Source organism: Nonomuraea sp. ATR24 (assembly GCF_041950485.1).
GTDB classification, from domain to species: Bacteria; Actinomycetota; Actinomycetes; order Streptosporangiales; family Streptosporangiaceae; genus Nonomuraea; species Nonomuraea ceibae.
Genome location: NZ_JBGNUU010000021.1, coordinates 25,950 through 44,412, shown reverse-complemented (window position 1 = coordinate 44,412; position 18,463 = coordinate 25,950). Strand labels below are relative to the sequence as shown.

The 18,463-nt window shown below is 74.4% G+C and carries 17 protein-coding genes; 2 read left to right on the top strand and 15 right to left on the bottom strand.

The genetic code is table 11. From position 1 onward, the window contains the following. Window positions 1-54: 54 nt before the first annotated feature. From ACBI99_RS36495 to ACBI99_RS36425, 15 genes are all read right to left on the bottom strand, one after another. Window positions 55-1,737 (bottom strand): ABC transporter ATP-binding protein, encoded by a 1,683-nt coding sequence (locus ACBI99_RS36495; protein WP_375074545.1) that lies wholly within the window; start codon window positions 1,735-1,737, stop codon window positions 55-57. A 10-nt stretch (window positions 1,738-1,747) separates the two neighbouring features. Then, on the bottom strand, window positions 1,748-3,418 hold the full coding sequence (locus ACBI99_RS36490; RefSeq protein ID WP_375074544.1) for an ABC transporter ATP-binding protein: 1,671 nt from the start codon (window positions 3,416-3,418) through the stop codon (window positions 1,748-1,750). Window positions 3,419-3,543: 125 nt separating this feature from the next. Further along, complete coding sequence (locus ACBI99_RS36485) at window positions 3,544-4,317, bottom strand: ABC transporter ATP-binding protein (RefSeq protein ID WP_219510630.1); 774 nt, start codon at window positions 4,315-4,317, stop codon at window positions 3,544-3,546. Then, entirely contained in the window at window positions 4,314-5,357 is a 1,044-nt protein-coding gene (locus ACBI99_RS36480) for a FecCD family ABC transporter permease (RefSeq protein ID WP_375074543.1), read from the bottom strand. Before ACBI99_RS36480 ends, ACBI99_RS36485 begins: the two co-directional genes overlap by 4 nt. Window positions 5,358-5,359: 2 nt before the next feature. After that, window positions 5,360-6,388, bottom strand: a complete 1,029-nt coding sequence (locus tag ACBI99_RS36475; protein ID WP_219510627.1) for an iron ABC transporter permease — start codon at window positions 6,386-6,388, stop codon at window positions 5,360-5,362. A 9-nt stretch (window positions 6,389-6,397) separates the two neighbouring features. Further along, entirely contained in the window at window positions 6,398-7,429 is a 1,032-nt protein-coding gene (locus tag ACBI99_RS36470) for an ABC transporter substrate-binding protein (protein WP_375074542.1), read from the bottom strand. Between the two features lie 212 nt (window positions 7,430-7,641). Then, entirely contained in the window at window positions 7,642-8,613 is a 972-nt protein-coding gene (locus ACBI99_RS36465; RefSeq protein ID WP_375074541.1) for a hypothetical protein, read from the bottom strand. Window positions 8,614-8,659: 46 nt separating this feature from the next. Further along, window positions 8,660-9,253, bottom strand: a complete 594-nt coding sequence (locus ACBI99_RS36460; protein ID WP_219510621.1) for a DNA-binding response regulator — start codon at window positions 9,251-9,253, stop codon at window positions 8,660-8,662. After that, the gene (locus ACBI99_RS36455) at window positions 9,250-10,332 is read right to left on the bottom strand and encodes a sensor histidine kinase (RefSeq protein ID WP_375074540.1); all 1,083 of its coding nucleotides are present in this window, start codon (window positions 10,330-10,332) and stop codon (window positions 9,250-9,252) included. The genes ACBI99_RS36460 and ACBI99_RS36455 overlap by 4 nt, the downstream gene beginning before the upstream one ends. 90 nt (window positions 10,333-10,422) lie before the next feature. Next, entirely contained in the window at window positions 10,423-11,703 is a 1,281-nt protein-coding gene (locus ACBI99_RS36450; protein ID WP_375074539.1) for a PQQ-binding-like beta-propeller repeat protein, read from the bottom strand. 100 nt (window positions 11,704-11,803) lie between these two features. After that, window positions 11,804-12,838, bottom strand: a complete 1,035-nt coding sequence (locus tag ACBI99_RS36445; RefSeq protein ID WP_375074538.1) for a hypothetical protein — start codon at window positions 12,836-12,838, stop codon at window positions 11,804-11,806. Then, a complete protein-coding gene (locus tag ACBI99_RS36440) occupies window positions 12,835-13,362 on the bottom strand; it encodes a SigE family RNA polymerase sigma factor (RefSeq protein ID WP_375074537.1) in 528 nt (175 codons plus the stop codon). Before ACBI99_RS36440 ends, ACBI99_RS36445 begins: the two co-directional genes overlap by 4 nt. Window positions 13,363-13,376: 14 nt before the next feature. Next, window positions 13,377-14,942 carry a phosphodiester glycosidase family protein gene (locus ACBI99_RS36435; protein WP_357585805.1) on the bottom strand — a complete coding sequence of 522 codons (1,566 nt, stop codon included), beginning with the start codon at window positions 14,940-14,942 and terminating at the stop codon, window positions 13,377-13,379. Between the two features lie 133 nt (window positions 14,943-15,075). Beyond that, window positions 15,076-15,363, bottom strand: a complete 288-nt coding sequence (locus ACBI99_RS36430; protein WP_375074536.1) for an antibiotic biosynthesis monooxygenase family protein — start codon at window positions 15,361-15,363, stop codon at window positions 15,076-15,078. 45 nt (window positions 15,364-15,408) lie between these two features. After that, the gene (locus tag ACBI99_RS36425) at window positions 15,409-16,620 is read right to left on the bottom strand and encodes an MFS transporter (protein WP_375074535.1); all 1,212 of its coding nucleotides are present in this window, start codon (window positions 16,618-16,620) and stop codon (window positions 15,409-15,411) included. Between the two features lie 98 nt (window positions 16,621-16,718). Between ACBI99_RS36425 and ACBI99_RS36420 the strand changes: the two genes are divergently transcribed. Then, window positions 16,719-17,675, top strand: a complete 957-nt coding sequence (locus tag ACBI99_RS36420; protein ID WP_375074534.1) for a GlxA family transcriptional regulator — start codon at window positions 16,719-16,721, stop codon at window positions 17,673-17,675. A gap of 69 nt (window positions 17,676-17,744) precedes the next feature. Continuing rightward, entirely contained in the window at window positions 17,745-18,455 is a 711-nt protein-coding gene (locus ACBI99_RS36415) for a DJ-1/PfpI family protein (RefSeq protein ID WP_219510612.1), read from the top strand. Window positions 18,456-18,463: the final 8 nt, after the last annotated feature.

Here is an 18,463-nt window from a genome sequence, read left to right as displayed (position 1 = left end):
CGCGGCCCCCGGGTGAACGCGGGCCGAGTTGCGGGGCCGTAGCCCGGCCGCGGGTCACCGCGTCACGGCCTGGCGGTAGTGCTCGTCGGCGGCCAGCAGGTCGCGGTGGGCGCCCTCGGCGGTGACCATGCCGCCGTCGAGGACGAGCACCCGGTCGGCCGCGTCCAGGAACGCCGGGCTGCTGGTGATCACCACGGTGGTGCGGCCCCGCCGCAGGTCCGCGATGCCGCGGGCGATGAGCTGCTCGGTGACCGCGTCGACCGCCGTCGTCGGGTCGTGCAGGACGAGCACGTCGGTGTCGGCGGCCAGGGCGCGGGCCAGCGAGAGCCGCTGGCGCTGCCCGCCCGACAGGTTCGCGCCCCGGTCGCGCACGCCGTGGTCGAGGCCCTCGGCGTGCAGGGCGACGACGTCGGTCAGCATCGACGCCGCGACGGCCTCGGGCACCAGGCGGCCGCGTCCCGACGGGTCGATGTTGCTGCGCAGGGTCCCGGCGAAGATCTCCCCGTCGTACGGGTTCACGAGCAGGTGCTCGCGGACCGCCTCGACCGACAGGTCCGCCACCGCGCGCCCGCCGATCCGCACCACGCCCTCGTACGCGCCGGGCGGGACGCGGAGGGAGAGCACCGCGGCCAGGTCGGCGGCGGCGCGCGGCTCGTAGGCGGCGATCGCGACGAACTCGCCGGGCGCCACCCGGAACTTCAGCTTGCGCAGCGCCCCGTGGCGGACGCAGTCGACCTCCAGGTCCCCACCCGGCGCGGGGCGGTCCCGGCCGGGCGTCATGACCGGCGGCGCGGCCAGGACGAGCGCCATCCGATCGGCCGACGCGCGGGCGACCATCACGTACTTGGGCATCTCCGAGAACAGCTTGAGCGGTTCGATGATGAACTGGGCCAGCCCCACGGCCATGACGAGCTGCCCGATCGTGATCTGCCCCTGGAAGGCGAGCCAGCCGGCGGCGAGGGTGACGACGGCGGCGAGGATCGCGTTGAGCCCCAGCGCGGCGCCCGCGTACGCGCCGTTGGCGCGGGCGACGACGATCGACTGGTGGCGGGCCTCCCCGCTGACCTTCCGGTAGGACAGGAAGGCCGCGGCGTTGCCGCCGAAGCCGTGCAGCGGGCGCAGGCCGGTGATCAGGTCGGCGACCTTCGCGCCCGCCCGCGCGACCCGGGCCTGCTGCTCGCGGGTGCCGGCGCCGATCCGGCGCGACAGGACGCTGAGGGTCGTCAGGATCGCGACGGTCCCGACGATCACCAGCAGGCCGAGCCACACGCTGGCCAGCCCGAGCGCCACGGCGCTGATCAGCACCGCAACAAGGGAGCTGACCAGCAGCGGCACCACCTCGATGATGTCGGCGGTCTGGTCGGCGTCCTCGGTGGCGATGGTCAGCACCTCGCCGGACCTGAGGTCGGCGTCCCTGGCGACCGGCTGCAGCCCGCAGGCGGCGACCTCCACCCGCCAGCGGTGCGCCTCGGTGACGTTCGCCTTCTGCAGGATGCGCATCCCGAAGCGCCACGACAGCGACACGGTCGTGATGATCACGAGCAGCGCGGCGATCGACAGGCCGAGCGAGCCGAGCGTGCGGTCCCGCATGGTGTGCTCGACGATCAGGCCGAGCGCGATGGGGAACGCGGTCTCGCCCGCCTGGTAGAGGCCCATGAGAACGGTGCCCCCGGTCATGGCGCCGAGGTTGCGCCGCAGCGCGGTCCGCAGGATGACGGACCCCGTGAGGGACGACATGCGCTCGCTCCTAACTTCCCGCACGCCAGGCCCGCCACAGCCGCGCGTAGCGTCCGCCCAGGGCCACCAGCTCCTCGTGCGTGCCCTGCTCGACCACGCGCCCGGCGTCCAGGACGGCGATCCGGTCGGCGGTCATGGCCTGGGTCAGCCGGTGCGCCACGAGCAGCGTGGTGCGGCCCCGGCAGGCGGCCCGCACGGCCCGCTCCAGTTCGGCGGCGCCTTCGCTGCCCGCCTCGGCGGTCGACTCGTCCAGCACCACGACCGGCGAGCGGGCCAGCACCAGCCTGGCCAGCGCGATCCGGGCGACCGTGGTGCCGTCCAGACGCTCGCCGCCCTCGCCGACCTTGGTGGCGAGCCCGTCGGGCAGCGCCTCGGCCCAGCCGTCGGCGCCGGCGACCCGCAGCGCGGCCATCAGCTCCTCGTCGGTCGCGCCGGGCGCGGCCAGCCGCAGGTCCTCGGCGAGCGGGCCGGAGAACACGTGCGTCTCCTGCGTCAGGATGCTCACCAGGGCCCGCGCCCCGGCCTCGTCCAGGTCCGCGAGGTCGGCCGTACCGACGCGCACCGACCCGGCCTGCGGGGTCCCGATGCCCGCGACGAGCGCGGCGAGCGTGGTCTTGCCCGCGCCCGTCGCGCCCACCAGCGCGAGCGACCCGCCCGCCGGGATCGTCAGGCTCACGTCCCGCAGCACCGGCTCGCTCGCGCCGGGATAGCCGAACGTCAGCCCCTCGACCGTCACCGGGTACGGGGTGACGTCCGCCGATGCGGGGGCGGCGCTGCCCACGAGCCGGTCCTCGGCCGCCTCGCCCAGCACGCCGACGAGCCGCGTCAGGCTCGCGCCGGACTTCTGCGCCTCGTCGAAGGTGAACATGATGGAGCCCAGCGGGTTGAACAGCCGGTGGAACAGCAGCGGCGCGGCCGACACCTCGCCGAGCGTGGCGGCGTCGGCCTCCAGCAGGGCGTAGCCGACCACGATGATCAGGGTGAGGCCGATGAACTCGGCGCGGTTCTCCCGGCCGACGAACCTGCCGAAGAAGCGGAACACCTCGATGCCGAGGTCGCGCACCCGCCACGACTCGCGCGTGACCTGCTCGCGGAAGTCCTCCTCCAGGCGGTAGGCGCGTACGGTGTCGATGCCGTTGAGGCCGCTGATCAGCGCCTGCGCGCGGTCGGCCTGGGCTTCGCGCTGCCGCTTGTAGAGCGGGGCGGACCGGGGCAGATACCAGCGCAGCGCCAGCGCGTAGGCGGGCAGCGCGCCCGCGCCGGCGAGGCCGAGCCGCCAGTCCAGCCCGAACATGCCGGCGGTGGCGATGACGACCAGCACCCCGGCGGAGAACACGGTGGGCACGGCCGTGCGGATGCCCTTGGACAGCACGGCCACGTCGTCGCCGACCCTGGACAGCACGTCGCCGCGGCCGACCTGCTCGACCCGCGCGCTCGGCATCCCCAGCACGGCCCGTACTGCGGCCTCCCGCAGCCCGGCCAGCAGGTCCGCGCCGAGCCTGCCGATCAGGTACGTGGACGCGGCCGTGGCGGCGGCGCCCAGCAGCGCGGCGGCCACCATGAGCACGCCGATCGTGACCAGGATGGACTGCGGCTCTCCTCCGACGACGCCGTCGACCACCTGCCCGAGCAGGAGCACCGGGAGGACGGCGAGCCCGGCCCCGGCCACGGTGCTGAGCACGGCCCCGGCCGCGAGCCAGGGCGAGCGGCGGCAGTGCGCGGCGACCCAGCGGGTGGCCTCCCGGCCGGTCGCCGTGCGCAGCGCGGCCGCGGGGGCGGTCGCCGGTCCCGCCGTCGTCGTCGTGGTCAGGACGGCACCACCATCGGCGTGCCGGCGACCGGGTCGGGCACCACGACGCAGGACAGGCCGAAGACCTTCTCGACCAGCTCGGCGGTGATCACCGCGGTGGGCTCGCCCTCGGCGACGACGGACCCGTCGGCCATCGCGATCACGTGGTCGCAGAAGCGGCAGGCGAGGTTGAGGTCGTGCAGGACGACCACGATCGTCTTGCCGGACTCGGCGTTCAGCTTGCGCAGCAGCCGCAGCAGCTCCACCTGGTGGTTGATGTCCAGGTAGGTGGTGGGCTCGTCGAGGAGCAGCAGGTCGGTGTCCTGGGCGAGCGCCATCGCCACCCACACGCGCTGCCGCTGCCCGCCGGACAGCTGCCGGATCGGCCGGTCGACCAGGGCGGCGGTGCCGGTGGCCTCCAGGGCGCGGGTGACCGCGTCGTCGTCGCCGTCGGTCCAGCGGCGGAACCAGCCCTGGTGCGGGTAGCGTCCGCGCGAGACCAGGTCGGCGACGGTGATGCCGTCGGGGGCGACGGGCGTCTGCGGCAGCAGCCCGAGCGTCTTGGCGACCTCGTGCGTGCCCAGCTCGCTCATCGCCTTGCCGTCGAGGAAGACGGCGCCCGCCCGGGGCTTGAGCAGCCGGGCCAGGCCGCGCAGCAGCGTGGACTTGCCGCACGCGTTGGCCCCCACGATCGCGGTGACCTTGCCGTCGGGGATCCGGACGTCGAGGCCGGTCACGATCGGCTGGTCGTCGTATCCGAGGGTCACGCCCTCGGCGTGCAGTCGGGTCATCCACCCGCTCCTTGCCGGTTGGTGGTGGCCAGCAGCCACAGCAGGTAGGGCGCGCCGACCGCGCCGGTCACCACGCCGGTGGGCAGCGGCGTCGGCAACAGGTGGACGGCGACGAGGTCGGCGACGAGCACCAGCGTCGCGCCGACCAGCGCGGCGGGCACGATCCCGCCGGTGGCCGGGCCGAGCAGCCGGTTGGCGATCGGCCCGGCGACGAGCGCGACGAAGATCATCGGCCCGGCTACGGCGACGGCCAGCGCCGTCAGCACCACCGCGGTGGCGAGCAGCCCGGCGCGGCTGAGCTCGGTGCGGACGCCGAGCGCGCGGGCGGCGTCGTCGCCGAGTTCGAGCCCGCGCAACTGCCGCTGGAGCAGCAGCGCGACAGGCAGCAGCACGGCCACGGCGGCGAGCAGGAGCCGCAGCTCGGCGGCGTCGGCCTGGCCCACGGAGCCGGTCAGCCAGTGCATCGCCTGCTGGGCGTCGTTGAGCCGGGCCCGGGTCAGCATGTAGCCGATCAGCCCGTCGAAGAAGAGCGCGGCGCCGATGCCGATGAGGATGAACCGGTAGCCGGCCACGCCGTCGCGCCAGGCGAGCACGTACATGAGCAGGGCGGCGACGATCGCGCCGGCGAGCGCGAGTGCGCTCACGGCCAGGCCGCCGGCCTGGAGCAGCACGATCCCGGTGATGGCGGCGAGCCCGGCGCCCGAGTTGATGCCGACGAAGTCGGGCGAGGCGAGCGGGTTGCGCAGCAACTGCTGGAAGATCGTCCCGGCGGCGCCGAGGGCGAGGCCGACGGCCAGCGCCGCCGCCGCCGTGGGCAGCCGCAGCCCCCGCACGACGAAGTCGACGCTCGGGTCCTCGCGCAGGTGCAGCACCGAGGCGATGACCTCGCCCGCGGTGAGCTGGAAGCTGCCCACCATCATCGTGAGCACGAACAGCGCGCCGACGGCCAGGGTCAGCGCGCACGTCACCACCAGCGCGCGGGCGTTCCTGCGGCGGCGGATGGCGCGGAACGCGCCGGTGGTCGAGACGGTCGTGGTCATGCTCACGCCTCCGACATCCGGCCGTAGCGGACGATGGCCACGAACGCCGGCGCCCCGAGCACGCCCAGGACCACGCCGACCTGCAGCTCGTCGGGCGCCACCACCACCCGGCCGAGCACGTCGGCCAGCAGCAGCACGATGGGCGAGAGCAGCATGGAGTACGGCAGGATCCACCGGTAGTCAGGGCCGCACAGGAACCGGGCGACGTGCGGGACGACCAGCCCGACGAAGACGATCGGCCCGCAGGCCGCCGTGGCGGCTCCGGCCAGCACGGCGACCACGACGAACGCCGCCACCCGGGTCCGGGTGACGTGCTGGCCGAGGCCGCGGGCCAGGTCCTCGCCGAGCGCGAGCCCGTTGAGCGTGCGCCCGAACGCCAGCGACGCGATCAGGCCGAGGATGAGGAACGGCGCGACCCCGGCGAGGATCGGCGCGTAGCGGCCGGCGAGCGAGCCCACCTGCCAGAAGCGCAGCTCGTTGAGCGCGTCCACGTTGGTCATCACGACCCCGGTGGTGACCGAGGCCAGGCCCGCGGTGACGGCGGCCCCGGCCAGGGCGAGCTTGACCGGGGTGGCGCCCTCCCTGCCGAGCGACGCGATCGCGTACACGAGCACGAGGGCGGCGATCGCCCCGGCGAAGGCGAACCACACGTAGACGCCGGCGCCGCGCACGCCGAGCACCGTGATGGCGAAGACCACGCAGACGGCCGCGCCGGAGTTGATGCCCATGATCCCGGTGTCGGCCAGCGGGTTGCGGGTGACGCCCTGGAGGATGGCGCCGGCCACGCCGAGCGCGGCGCCCGCCAGGATGCCGATCAGCGTGCGGGGCACGCGCAGCTCCAGCGTCACCGTGCTGTTGAACGACGCGTCGGCGTCCATGCTGCCCAGCGCGCTCAGCACCTCGGGCAGGCCGATCGAGCGTGAGCCGAGCGTGACGCTGAGGAAGGCGATCAGGGCCAGGAGCACGCACAGCAGGGCGAGCCCCGGCCCGAGGGCCGAGGCTCGTCGTCCGAGAGAGGTCGAGCTGCTCATCGTCGGCGGTCAGTCGCCGATGTTCTCGTCCGCGGCCTTCACGGCCGCGGTCAGGCTCTCCAGCTCGGTGGCGAAGTCCTCGTACGTGTGCAGCCAGTACGCCGGCCACGACACGACGGCGCCCGCCTTGGCCGCCTTGACCTTGAACCAGGTGGGCTGCTTCTTGCCCCACTCCTCGTTGGAGGTCGGCTTGTAGCTGCGGCCGTCGTACAGGACGAGGTCGGGCTGGTACTTGTCGGCGTTCTCCCAGCTCAGGTTCTCCCAGTAGGGGAAGCCGGGGTCGGGGCTGTCGGGGTTGATCACCTTCAGGCCCCAGTTCTGGAAGTCCAGCAGCTCGGGCGCGTACTCGGGGTTGGCCACGTACAGCTTGTCGTCGGCGGGAAGCATGGCGGCCGCGGTGAGGCCGGGCTTGGCGGCGACGGCCTCCTTGAAGGCGGTCACCGCCTCCTCGAAGCGCTTCTTGTGCGCGACGATCTCCGGGGCGTCGACCTTGGCGCCGAGGCTCTTGGCCAGGTCCTCGTAGCCCTTGGCCAGGGCGACGATCGACTTGCCCTGGGCGACGCCGACGATGGGGGCGAGCTCGGTGAGCTTCTTGCTCTTCTCGTCGGCGCCTTCCTCCAGGCCGCTGTAGGCCTTCTCGGCGGGCCACCAGTCGCCGACGATGAGGTCGGGGCGCAGGGCCGCGGCCCTCTCGACGTCGATCTTGCCCCATTCCTCGCCGAGGATCTCGATGCCGGTCAGGTCGAGGTCCTTGAGGTTCGCGTCGGTCTTGACCGATTCGTCGGCGTAGATGCCGACGGGCTTGAGGCCGAACGACATCAGCGCGGCCGCCTCGCCGGCGTGCGCGATGATCCGCGTCGGGGTCTTGTCGGCCTTGACGACCTTGCCGGACCCGTCGGTGAACTGCCAGGGACCGGCGGGCGCGGCGGAGGCCGCCGCCGTGCCGGTGCCCGCGGCGTTGCCGCCGGTCTCCGCGGAACCGCAACCTGCGAGCACGACGCTTAAAGCGGCGAATGCCAGGATCGGACGCCATGCGCGCATGGTGGTGCTTCCATTCTCGTGCCGGGATTCAACAGTTAGGCAAGGCTAACCATAGTCTGCCCATCTGGCTACCCGGTTGTGATCGGACTCACGCGGCGCGGGGGCCGTACCGGGGAGCCCGTGAGGCGGAGCGGCTGGAACAGCGAGGCGAGCGGGTGGGGCGTGGCCGGACGCATCCACTTCGCACCCTTCGGCGAGGGTTCCGGGCCCGATCAGGCCGGGGCGGCGGGCTCCCGGGAGCGTAGGCGGGCCGCGGCCACGGCGAGGAGCGCGAGCGCGGCCAGCGCGAAGGCGGTGTTCCCGGCGAGGTCGACGGCCGGATCGGCGGGCACGGCCGGCGGCTGCGGGAAGCCGTGCCAGGCGTAGGTGAGCACACCGCCCGCGGCCAGCGCGAACACCTGGGCGCGGCCCCAGCCCTCCCTCCTGGACCAGCGCGCCACCTGGGCGCAGACCACGGCGTAGACGGCGACGTTGACGGCCACGAGCAGCCACGCGGCGACCGTCCAGGCGGCCATCGCCGCACCCCAGAACACCGCCCCCGCCACCAGCGAGAAGCCGAGCACCGGCCACGGCCCCGGCGCCCGCCCCGGCGACGCGGCGGCCGGGCCCCGGCGGCGCAGGCCGAGCACGACCAGCAGCCCGGCCAGCGCCACCACGCCCGCGAGCCGGGCCACGGACGGCTGGTACGGAGCCGGGTCGAACAGCGCGCTCGCCGCCGCCCCCAGCAGGAACAGCACCCCCGCCGTCACCAGGCCCGGCAGCCGCAGCCACGGCTCCGAGGCCCTGGCGGGCACCAAGGCCTCCATCACCGCGATCGGCACGCAGATGCTGCCCACGGCGTGCACGCCGCCCAGCACGAACGTCACCCACCAGGCGCTCACCTCCAGACCCGGGATCCACGCGTACGAGGCGAGGTCCATGCCGGCGTAACCGGGGTTGAACAGGGACCGGGTGACCAGCCCCTCCTCCACGAGCCCGTAGGCGACGGCGAGCAGGACGATGCCCGGCCAGCCCGCCCCCCGGCGCCGGGCCAGCTCGCGGACGAGCAGCGCGCCGCCCCCGTACAGCGGGGCCAGCGTGATCAACGCGACCAGCATGGTCACCGGCAGGTTGCCCAGCAGGAACTCGCCGATCAGCGGCGACAGGAAGAACAGCCCGAGCGCGGGCGCGATGCGTTTCACCATGCCTCCAGCCTCGCGAGAGGCGTGGTGCGGCCGGTAGTGACGTTCGTCAGAGCCAGCCCTTGGACTCCGCGGCGCGCGCCGCCTCGGCCCGGTTGCGGGCGCCGAGCTTGCCGATGGCCGACGACAGGTAGTTGCGCACGGTGCCGTCGGACAGGTGGAGGCGGCGGGCGATGTCGGCGATGGTGCCGCCCTCGGTCGCGGCGCGCAGCACGTCGCGTTCGCGGCCGGTGAGCGGGTTCGCGCCGGCGGAGAGGCTGGCGGCGGAGAGCTTGCGGTCGAACACCCGCTCCCCCGCGTGCACCCGCCGCACCGCGTCGGCCAGCTCCCCGGCCCTGGCGTCCTTGACCACGTAGCCGTCGACCCCGGCGTCCATCGCCCGGCGCAGGTAGCCGGGGCGGCCGAACGTCGTCAGGATGATCACGCGCACGCCGGTGAGCCCGGCCGCCGCGGTGAGGCCGTCGCAGCCGGGCATCTCGATGTCGAGCAGCACGACGTCCGGATCGAGCCGGGCGACCGCCCCGGCCACCTCGTCGCCCCGGCCCACCTGCCCGGCGACCTCGATGTCGGGCTCCAGGCCGAGCAGCGCCGCCAGCGCCTCGCGTACGAGATGCTGGTCGTCGGCCAGCAGGACGCGGATCACGCCCGCTCCGCCACGGGGACGCGGGCGCTCACCAGGAAGCCGCCGCCCTCGGCGGCGCCGCCGTACAGGGTGCCGCCCGCGACGTGGACGCGCTCGGCGAGGCCGCGCAGGCCGTTGCCGTGCGTGCCCGTGTGATCGGCGGGGCCGCGGCCGTCGTCGCGGACCTCCGCGTACGCCTCGCCGCCGGTCACGCCGAGGCGGATGCGGCAGCGGCGGGCGCCGCTGTGGCGGACGACGTTCGTGGTGGCCTCCCGGACGACCCAGGCGAGCACCGGCTCGGCGTCGGCCGGCAGCGGGTCGGCGGCCACCTCCAGCCGCACGCCCGCGGTGTCGAGCGCCCGGCGCGCGCCGTCCAGCTCGCCGGGCAGCGACAGCTCCCGGTAGCCCGCGATCGCCTCGCGCACCTCCGACAGCGCCTGCCGGGACAGCTCCTCGACCTGCTCCATCTCGGCCCTGGCCCGGTCCGGGTCGGCGGTGGCGATCCTGGCCGCGAGCTGGCTCTTCACCGTCATCACGGCCAGGCTGTGGCCGAGCAGGTCGTGCATGTCGCGGGCGAAGCGCAGCCGCTCGTTGTCCACGGCCAGCCGCTCGACCTCGGCCCCGGCCTTGCTCAACGCCCGGTTGGCTGCGTTGAGCTGCAGGAAGGCGCGGATGGCGGCGGTGAACACCACGGCCTGGAGCGGCAGCCACCAGTATTCGGCCAGCGACCTGCCCAGGAGCGGCAGGGCGAGCGTGACGGCCGCGACCGTGGCCCCGGCCGCCACCGGCAGCGCCCGCGCGGGCAGCGCCGCGGCGACCGCGGTGATGAGGAAGTACGACACCGCGAACACCCACATCTCGCCCAGCGCCACGGTCATCGCCGCGGCGACCACGTAGAGGAGGATCAGCGCGTACGGGGTGGCGTTGCGGTGCGGCCGGTCCAGTGCGGTCCACACGACCCGCAGGTAGAGCGCGACGAAGCCCGCCAGCCCGGCGGTCACCAGCCCGATCGTGAGCCCCGGCGGGGAGGCCGCCAGGAACCCGGGCAGCGGCCACACCAGGACGACGAGGTAGACGGAGGTCCAGAGCCGGCCCTTCATGCGTTTCACACTATCCACCCCGGCCTCCCGCCCACCCCTGACGAATGTCACACAAGCGGCGGCCGACCTGGCTCAGCCTCGGGGGGCGGCTCAGTCGAAGCCCATCAGGCCGTCATGGTTGTAGATCACGATGCGCCCCGCCGCCGCCACCACCCGGCCGCCGCCGCGCGGCGTGAACTGGTGGGCGAACGTGACCTTCCCGGTCGCCGGGTCCACGATCTCCACCCCGTGCCCCAGCCCGAACAGCGTGCCGTCCGCCACGCCCATCGTCCGCGCCCGGTCGATCCGCGCCTCGGCCTTGCGCGGCTCCAGCGTCCACAGCCGCTCCCCGGTGCGCAGGTCATGGCCGACGAACCGCTGCTCATGGTTGCGCGAGCCGTCCAGGACCGGCACCACACCGCGCACCGGCGGGCCCACGTACTGCGACTTCCCCAGCGGCCGGCTCCACAGCCGCTTGCCCGTCCGGGTGTCGAAGCCCCACATGTGCGGATTCGTACCGCCGCCCTCGCTCACGACCGCGATCGCGCCACCGGTGATCACCTCGGTGGCCTCGGTGCCCTTCGGCAGGTCCGCCTGGTGCACGGGGGTGAGCTCCGGGCTCAGCACCGCCAGGCTGCGAACGGTGCCGTCCACGCCGTCGACGTGCTTGAACGGGTCCGGCCTGACCAGCACCACCAGCCGCTCCCCCGCCCGCACCGGCCCCGCCACGGCCAGGTGCGACCTGCTCGTCCGCCGGTGCACCACCTTGCCCGAGACCAGATCGCGCCCGTACAGGTGCGGCCCGTCGGCGTAGTAGAAGACGCCGTCCAGGATCGCCCCCTGCGCCGGGGCCGGCAGGTAGAGGTGCGACGTCATGAACGCCCGCTGCCGCACCCTGACCCGCCACCGCTCCTCCCCCGTCGCGGTGTCCAGCGCCACGAACTGCCCCGGCCGCTCCACCCGGTTGTCCACCTCGGCGCCCAGCGGGACCACCACCGTGCCGTCCTCGGCCACCGGCGCGCTCGCACCGCTCCAGCCCAGCTCCCGCCGCCACAACCGCTTGCCCGACGCGCCGTCGTAGCCGGTCAGCTCGCCCGCCGCGCCGCCCTTGATCTCCTTGCGCAGCGCCACCACGCGCGTCCCGTCGGACACCAGGCCGTGATGCTGGGGCGTCTCGTCGATCTGCTCAACCTTCCACACCGGGTTCAGCCCCACCCAGTGGTGCGAGGCGCCCCCTCCCCCGTCATCGGCGCCGGCCGGAGCCTCGACCGGTACCCGGCGCGGCCCCTCGGCCGGGCCGGGCTCCTTCGGGGAACCGGGCAGCACCCCGCAGCCCGTCGAGAGCGCAAGACAGAGCACCGCGACGGCGCCCGTGATCCGGATGGAAATCATGAGTCCGAGATTCTCGTGTCGATCCCCGGCCAAGGCAACCGCTTCCCCAAGATCCACACCAGAGCGGCAGGCTGTTCCCTGTGCTGGGGCCCGCAGGAAGCTAGCCGGGTGGGACGGCGGCCAGGTTGAGTGCGCGGACGCCGCCGTCCACGGGCCAGGAGACGACGCCGCCGCCCTGCGACCACCGGCCGGCGCCGAACGACACGGTGGTGCCGGTGCGGGCGTCGTGGATCCGGCCGGCGCCGGTGATGAACCGGTCGCGGTACGGGTAGCCGGTCAGCCAGTCACGGTGGGTACGGCTCCAGGCTCCGTCGGTGCGCTGCACGAGCGCGTCCCCTCCCCGGTGGGTGCCGGTGCACCAGGTGGGGCCGCAGCGCAGCCCTTCGGCTCCCGGTACGGGCCGGACCTCGATGACGCGCCGGGTCTCCAGGTTGACGACCTTCGTGGGGTTCGTACGGGCGTCGAGGGGTTCGTCGGTTGCCCACGGCCACTCGACGAGCTGCAGCCCCCTGCCCCCGGGCACCCGCTCGGGAGCGCCGCCGTCGAGGCCCGCCCGCCACACGCCGTCCAGCGGTGACGACCAGACGACGTGACGCGCGGTGAGCGCGAGCCGGTCGACGTGCTCTCCCCGGACCGGACCGACTCTCCCGGCCCTTCCGCCGGTGCGTACGGGGGCGACCCAGGCGTGTCCGTCGCCGGTCAGCCAGGCCACCCGTTCGGCGTCGGCGGCCCAGAGCCGGGGAGGCCGCGCGAGGGAGGCGACCGGCATCGACCGGCGGGCGGCCGTGTCGTGGATCTCCAGGGTCCCAGGCTCGGTCCAGACCAGCACCTTGGTGGCGGTGATCGCCTCCAACGGGCGCGACCCCACCGGCAGGGTGAACACGGCCTGGGGCCACACCCGTTCGACCGCGTCGCGCGGTTGCCGGGGTGCGTCCGCAGGACGCGGAACCGGCCCGCCCCCACCCCAGCCCAGGACCGCCGCGCACCCCACCACGCAGGCCGCGGCCAGCGTGCCCGCCGCGCGCCTGCGCCGCCGCGCGCGTCGCTTGGCGCGCACGCCGGTCAGGACGTCCCGGTCCTCGGCCCGGTCGGCGATCGTGCGCAGGGCCCCGGCCAGCTCGTCCTCGGTGATCATCGCCGCCTCCCGGTGAATGCTCGTGCCCGGACGCGCAGCGTGGCGAGCGCCCGCGAGGCCTGGCTGCGGACGGTCGCCGGCGAGATCCCGAGCCGCGCCGCGATCTCCTGGTCGGACAGGTCCTCGTGGTAGCGCAGCACCAGCACCGCGCGCTGCCCGGCCGGCAGGGCGCGCAGCCGCTGCCAGATCTCGCCGAGCTCGGGCTCGTCCTCGTGGACGGGCGACGGCACCTCGGCCGTGAGGTGTTCCCGCCACCGCCGACGCCACCAGCTCACGTGCTGCCGCGCCATGATCGTCCGTACGTAGCCCTCGGGGTCGTCCTTGTTGCGCACCCGCCGCCAGGAGGAGCCCAGCTTGAGCAAAGCCTCCTGGACCAGGTCGGCCGCGTCGTCGGCGCTGCCGGTCAGCACCAGGCCGTAGCGCAGCAGCGCGTGGCTCCTGGCGCGGACGAACTCCTCGAACTCCACCACCCAGGGACGCGGCGGCGGGCGTCGTTGTTGCAAGAACTTCTGGACGCCGCTCACGCGTCCCTGGTCGGTTACGGGCGGACCAGTAGGACGTTGCCGAGGGAGCGCTGGCCGGCGGCGTCGGAGGGCCGGTTGACGATGCCGCCGGGGGTGACCATGACGCTGGAGCCGCCCCCGTCGAGGTTCATCGCCTCGCGGGCGCCGAGCAGCTTCATCAGCTCGGCCGTCTGCGCGATCCCGAGTCCTTCGCTGTAGCCCTCCTGGCGTCCGTCGACGACCACGAGCATGAGCCGGCCCCGATCGTCCATGCCGATCATGGATCGGGGGTTGGCGCGTACGGTCCAGTTGTAGGTGAAGGTCTGGTCGGCGCCCTCGCGGACGAGGCCGTCGGCGGCGGCGTTCACGGAGACGCGGCCGTCGCGGACGAGCGTGGGGCCGACCTGGAGGATCGTGGTGTCGCGGGTGAGCGGGACCCGCCGGCCCCGGCTGTCCTCGACCCGCTCGCTCACCCGCAGCCGCTCGCCCGGCTTGACGTGGGCGAGCAGCCAGGCGGCGCTGTCGCCGATGGCCTGGACGGTGGATCCGCCGGCGGGGACGGCGGCGCCTCGGGAGGCGTTGACGGCGGTGACGGTGCCGCGCGCGTCGAGGACGGCCTCGGCGCCGGCGCCGGTGGGCGGGGTGCCCCATTCGGGCGTGAACAGGACCAGTTCGCTGTCGTCGGTGCACTTCAGGTCGTGCTGCGGCTTCTCGGTCGGCTGGTCGCCGCCCACGCCGCCGCAGTTCCAGATCTCGCCCGGCACCCGGTTGACGCCGTCGATCTCGGCACTCGTACGTCCGGCGCGCAGGGTGACGCGGGCCGTGTAGGCGTCCACGTCGACCGAGCGGCCGCCCCGGGTGATCTTGATGCCGCCCCGGCCCTGGGTGGCGGAGCCGATGAGCTTGCCGTCCTTGACGTACATGCCGCCGGGCGCGCTGTTGTAGAACCACTGCGCGTTGATCCCTGCCACCGCGCCCGCGGCGGCGGCGAGGTCGGTCAGCTTCTCGGTGCCGTTCAGCGACGGGCCGAAGTCGGTGCCGACCGTGCCGCCGAAGGCGCGGAAGTCGACGCGGAGCACGTGCACCTTCTGCGGCGCGCCGGGGTCGGCACCGTCCTGCGCGGTGTAGCGAGTGCCGCCGGCGAACCCGGCCGCGCGGAGCCGGGCGAGCTCCGCCGCCGCCTCCGCGCTCGTGGCGTGGCGGCCGACGCGGACGGTCCAGCCGAGCGTGCCCGCGGGGCGGTCGGCGTACGCGGGCGTGACGACCTCCTCGACACGCGGCTCGTACCCCTTGCCGCGCACGGCGGCGGCGACCCGGTCGGCGATCTCGCGCGGACCCAGGGCGGTGGCCGCCTTGTCGAGCGGCCCGTCGGCGGTGTGCGGCAGGTAGACGTGCACGGTCCAGAAGTCGTTCTCGTCCTTGGCCCCGAGCGACATCGACGTGAGCGTCACGCCGGGCGCCACGGTGGTGGTCACCGGCTGCGCGCTCAGCGGGAGCCGTCCGCCGAAGAAGGAGTCGGGCCGGGTGTCCGCCAGGGCGGGCGCGCTCGCGGTCAGCATGATCGCGGCGGCGGCCACGGCGGAGAGAGTGTTGCGGTGCATGTACGTCCTCGGTCCGGAACAAGATGGTGCCCGGGCAGTCAACGGCCCGCCCGTGACCCGGGACCGAACGCCGGGCGCTCGCGGCGCAGCGCCCAGGTGAACAACGCGGCCAGGCCGCGATCAGATAGCGCGGCTACGCCACGGTGCCCTCCTCGGCGCTGACCAGCTCGGCGATGGTGGCGAAGAACGCCGCGACGCCCGGCAGGTTGGCGCCCTTGGCGCGGGAGGCGGCATAGTCCTCGGGGGAGCGCCAGTCGACGACGTCCAGCCATTCGCCGCCGGGCAGGCGGATCAGGCGGGCGCCGAGGAAGCCGTCCCGGTCGGCGCGGAAGTCGGCCAGCATCGCGGGCCGCGCGGCCAGCATCTCCTCCTCCCGGTCGGGCGACACCTTGAAACGGGTGAGTTCGACGGTGATGCTCATGGGGGTGTCCTCCTGGATTCGACCGGTACGAAGAGGACCATATAGTCACTCTTTCTGATAGTCAAGATTAGTGACTATACAGGCGACCATGCCTGCGCCGACGAGCACCGCGGCCCCCGCCAGCGTGACCGGGTAGCCCACGGCGGCGGCCACCGTCAGCGTCACCGCCCCCACGCCGAACGCCACCACGGACCCCGCGCTCGACATGGCGCTGTAGTCCGCGCCCGCCGTCGCCGGGCGGGACAGCCGCATCGTCTCGGCCGAGACCACCGTGGCCGCCGCCGCGTAGGCCACCTTGAACAGCAGGATCGCGCCCCCGGTCAGCACCGGCCAGCCCGCCCCGCGAGCCACCGGCAGCAGCGCCACCACGCTCACCAGCAGGGCCGCACCCGACCCGGCCAGGCAGGCGCGCGTGCCGAACCGCGCGACCAGGCTTCCGGCCAGCAGCGCGCCCGCGATCGCCACCGTGTCGCCGAGCAGGCTCGTGACCAGGCCGATCGACGACAGCGACCAGCCCGCGTCCACCAGCATGGGGCTGACCAGGGCGTACGCGGCGAAGATCCCGGCCAGGAAGCACGGCTGCACGAGCAGCGTCCACCGCGCCCTGCGGCGGTCGGCGAACACGCCGAGCAGCGCCGCGTACCGTTCCCGCAGGCCGGGACCCCCGGCGGGCGGCGGCCCCTCGGCCAGCCGCAGGATCTGCACGGCCGGCAGCACGGTCAGCGCCGCCAGCGTGAGCAGCGCGCAGGCCCAGCCGAACTCGGCGTAGACGAGCAGGGAGACGCCGCCGCCGACCAGGCTGCCGACGTAGCCGCCGGCGACCTGGATGCCGTTCGCGATCCCGCGCTGCCCGGGGCGCAGCAGCCGGACCACCAGCGCGTCGACGGCGATGTCCTGGGTGGCCGAGAGCACCCCGGCGGCAGCGGCGGCGAACAGGACGAGGCCGAGGTCGTCGACCGGGTCGAGGGCGACCAGCATCAGCAGGGTCAAGGCCAGCGCCGGCTGGAGCACCAGCAGCCAGGACCGGTAGTGCCCCCGGCGGGCCGAGCCGAACCGGTCCACCAGCGGCGCCCACAGCATCCGCAGCGCGGTCAGCATCCACACGGCCTGCAGCAGCCCCAGCGCCTCCAGGCCGGCGCCGCGCTCGCGCAGGATCGAGGCGAGGGCGGTGCCGAAGAAGGCGGTGCCGAGGAACTGCGTGGTGTAGAGCGCCGCCAGCAGCGGGTATCCGGCCCGTGGTGTCTCTGCCCCTGACATGCGGCACATTCTGGGCGCGCCACCGCCCGGCGATGGCGGCATATGTCCTCAATCCTGGGCGTTAGGTCCGGTAAAGGGACGCCGGGCAGAGGAGAAGCGTGAACCGCCGTGTCGTCATCGTCGGCTATCCCGACGTCGAACTGCTCGACGTGGCCTCGCCCGGCGACGCGTTCGCCTCGGCCAACCGGGCGGGCGCGCGGCCCCCGTACACGGTCGAGCTCGCCACGGTCGCGGCGGCCACCATCCGCAGCTCGTGCGGGATCACGCTGGTCGCGCAGCGGGAGCTGGAGCGGATCACCGGCCCGGTCGACACGCTGATCGTCGCCGGCGGGCACGGGCACGTGGCCGCCCGCGAGGACCCGCGCCTGGTGGACGAGGTCCGCAGGATCGCGCGCGGCAGCAGGCGCGTCGTGTCGATCTGCACCGGCGTCTCGGTGCTCGCCGCCGCCGGGCTCCTCGACGGCAGGCGGGTGGCCACCCACTGGCGGCACGCCGCCGAGATCGCCGCGCGCTTCCCGGCCGTCACCTTCGACCCGGTGCCGCTGTACATCTCCGACGGCCGGCTCCACACCTCGGCCGGGGTGACCAGCGGGCTCGACCTCAGCCTCAGCCTCATCGCCGACGACCACGGCCCGACGCTGGCCAGGAAGGTCGCCCAGACACTGGTCACGTACCTGCACCGGCCCGGCGACCAGGCGCAGATCAGCATGTTCCTGTCCACCTCGCCGCCCGGCAGCCGGGTGGTGCGGGACCTGGTCGCGTACATCACCGGGAACCTGGACGCCGACCTGTCGGCGGCGGCGCTCGCCGCCCGCGCCGGGATCAGCGTGCGGCACCTGCGCAGGCTGTTCACCGGACAGCTCGGCACCACGCCCGGCCGGTACGTGCGCGCGGCGCGCACCGAGGCGGTCGCGCACCTGCTGGCCTCCAGCGACCTGCCGCTGGACACGATCGCCCGGCGCTGCGGGTTCGGCTCGACGGAGACGCTGCGCGAGGCCTTCCGCGACCGGTACGGGACCAGCCCCGCGCGCGGGCGGCAGGCCGCCGGGCGCTGACGGGACGCGTATCGCGGAAATCCGGCCAGGGACGGCGACGGGCGGCGCGCCGGGGGTCAGGATGCGGGTATGGCTACCGAGAAGACGATCGCGTTCGTGCTCTACCCCGGCTGCACCATCCTCGACCTGGTGGGCCCGCTCCAGGTGCTCTCCACGCTCGCGGCGATCCGCCCGGAGTTCCGGGTGGTCGTGGTCGCCGAACGGCTGGACACCGTCGAGACCGACACCCCGCTCCAGGTACGCGCCGGGCACACGTTCGAGCAGGTGCCCGCGCCGGACGTGCTCGTGCTGCCCGGCGGCGAGGAGGCGACGATGCGCGCCACCGCCGACGAGACCCTGCTCGCCTACGTGCGCGCCGCCGCCGCGACCGCCCGGCCGGTGGTCTCGGTGTGCACCGGCTCGTTCATCCTCGGCGCGGCCGGGCTGCTCGACGGGCGGCGGGCCACCTCGCACTGGTCGATGGTGGACGCGCTGGCGGAGTTCGGCGCCGTGCCGACCCGCGAGCGGTGGGTGGCCGACGGGCCCGTGCTCACGGCCGCCGGCGTCTCGGCCGGCATCGACATGGCGCTGCACCTGGCCGGCGAGCTGGCCGGCCCGGAGACGGCGCGGGCCGTGCAGTTCGCCATCGAGTACGACCCGGAGCCGCCGCAGGGCACGCTGGACTGGGACCAGGCGCCCCGCGCGGCCTACTCCTTCGTCACCCGCAAGTGGGTGCGCGACGCGCTCGGCGAGACCCCGCTCGCCGACCGGCTGATCGCGCGCCTGGGCGACGGCGGCTGAGCCCCCGG

Excerpts from the sequence above, each read along its gene's own strand:
- ACBI99_RS36495 (WP_375074545.1), bottom strand. The coding sequence starts at position 1,737 with ATGTCGTCCCTCACGGGGTCCGTCATCCTGCGGACCGCGCTGCGGCGC.
- ACBI99_RS36485 (WP_219510630.1), bottom strand. The coding sequence starts at position 4,317 with ATGACCCGACTGCACGCCGAGGGCGTGACCCTCGGATACGACGACCAG.
- ACBI99_RS36480 (WP_375074543.1), bottom strand. The coding sequence starts at position 5,357 with ATGACCACGACCGTCTCGACCACCGGCGCGTTCCGCGCCATCCGCCGC.
- ACBI99_RS36475 (WP_219510627.1), bottom strand. The coding sequence starts at position 6,388 with ATGAGCAGCTCGACCTCTCTCGGACGACGAGCCTCGGCCCTCGGGCCG.
- ACBI99_RS36470 (WP_375074542.1), bottom strand. The coding sequence starts at position 7,429 with ATGCGCGCATGGCGTCCGATCCTGGCATTCGCCGCTTTAAGCGTCGTG.
- ACBI99_RS36465 (WP_375074541.1), bottom strand. The coding sequence starts at position 8,613 with ATGGTGAAACGCATCGCGCCCGCGCTCGGGCTGTTCTTCCTGTCGCCG.
- ACBI99_RS36455 (WP_375074540.1), bottom strand. The coding sequence starts at position 10,332 with ATGAAGGGCCGGCTCTGGACCTCCGTCTACCTCGTCGTCCTGGTGTGG.
- ACBI99_RS36450 (WP_375074539.1), bottom strand. The coding sequence starts at position 11,703 with ATGATTTCCATCCGGATCACGGGCGCCGTCGCGGTGCTCTGTCTTGCG.
- ACBI99_RS36445 (WP_375074538.1), bottom strand. The coding sequence starts at position 12,838 with ATGATCACCGAGGACGAGCTGGCCGGGGCCCTGCGCACGATCGCCGAC.
- ACBI99_RS36435 (WP_357585805.1), bottom strand. The coding sequence starts at position 14,942 with ATGCACCGCAACACTCTCTCCGCCGTGGCCGCCGCCGCGATCATGCTG.
- ACBI99_RS36430 (WP_375074536.1), bottom strand. The coding sequence starts at position 15,363 with ATGAGCATCACCGTCGAACTCACCCGTTTCAAGGTGTCGCCCGACCGG.
- ACBI99_RS36425 (WP_375074535.1), bottom strand. The coding sequence starts at position 16,620 with ATGTCAGGGGCAGAGACACCACGGGCCGGATACCCGCTGCTGGCGGCG.
- ACBI99_RS36415 (WP_219510612.1), top strand. The coding sequence starts at position 17,745 with ATGGCTACCGAGAAGACGATCGCGTTCGTGCTCTACCCCGGCTGCACC.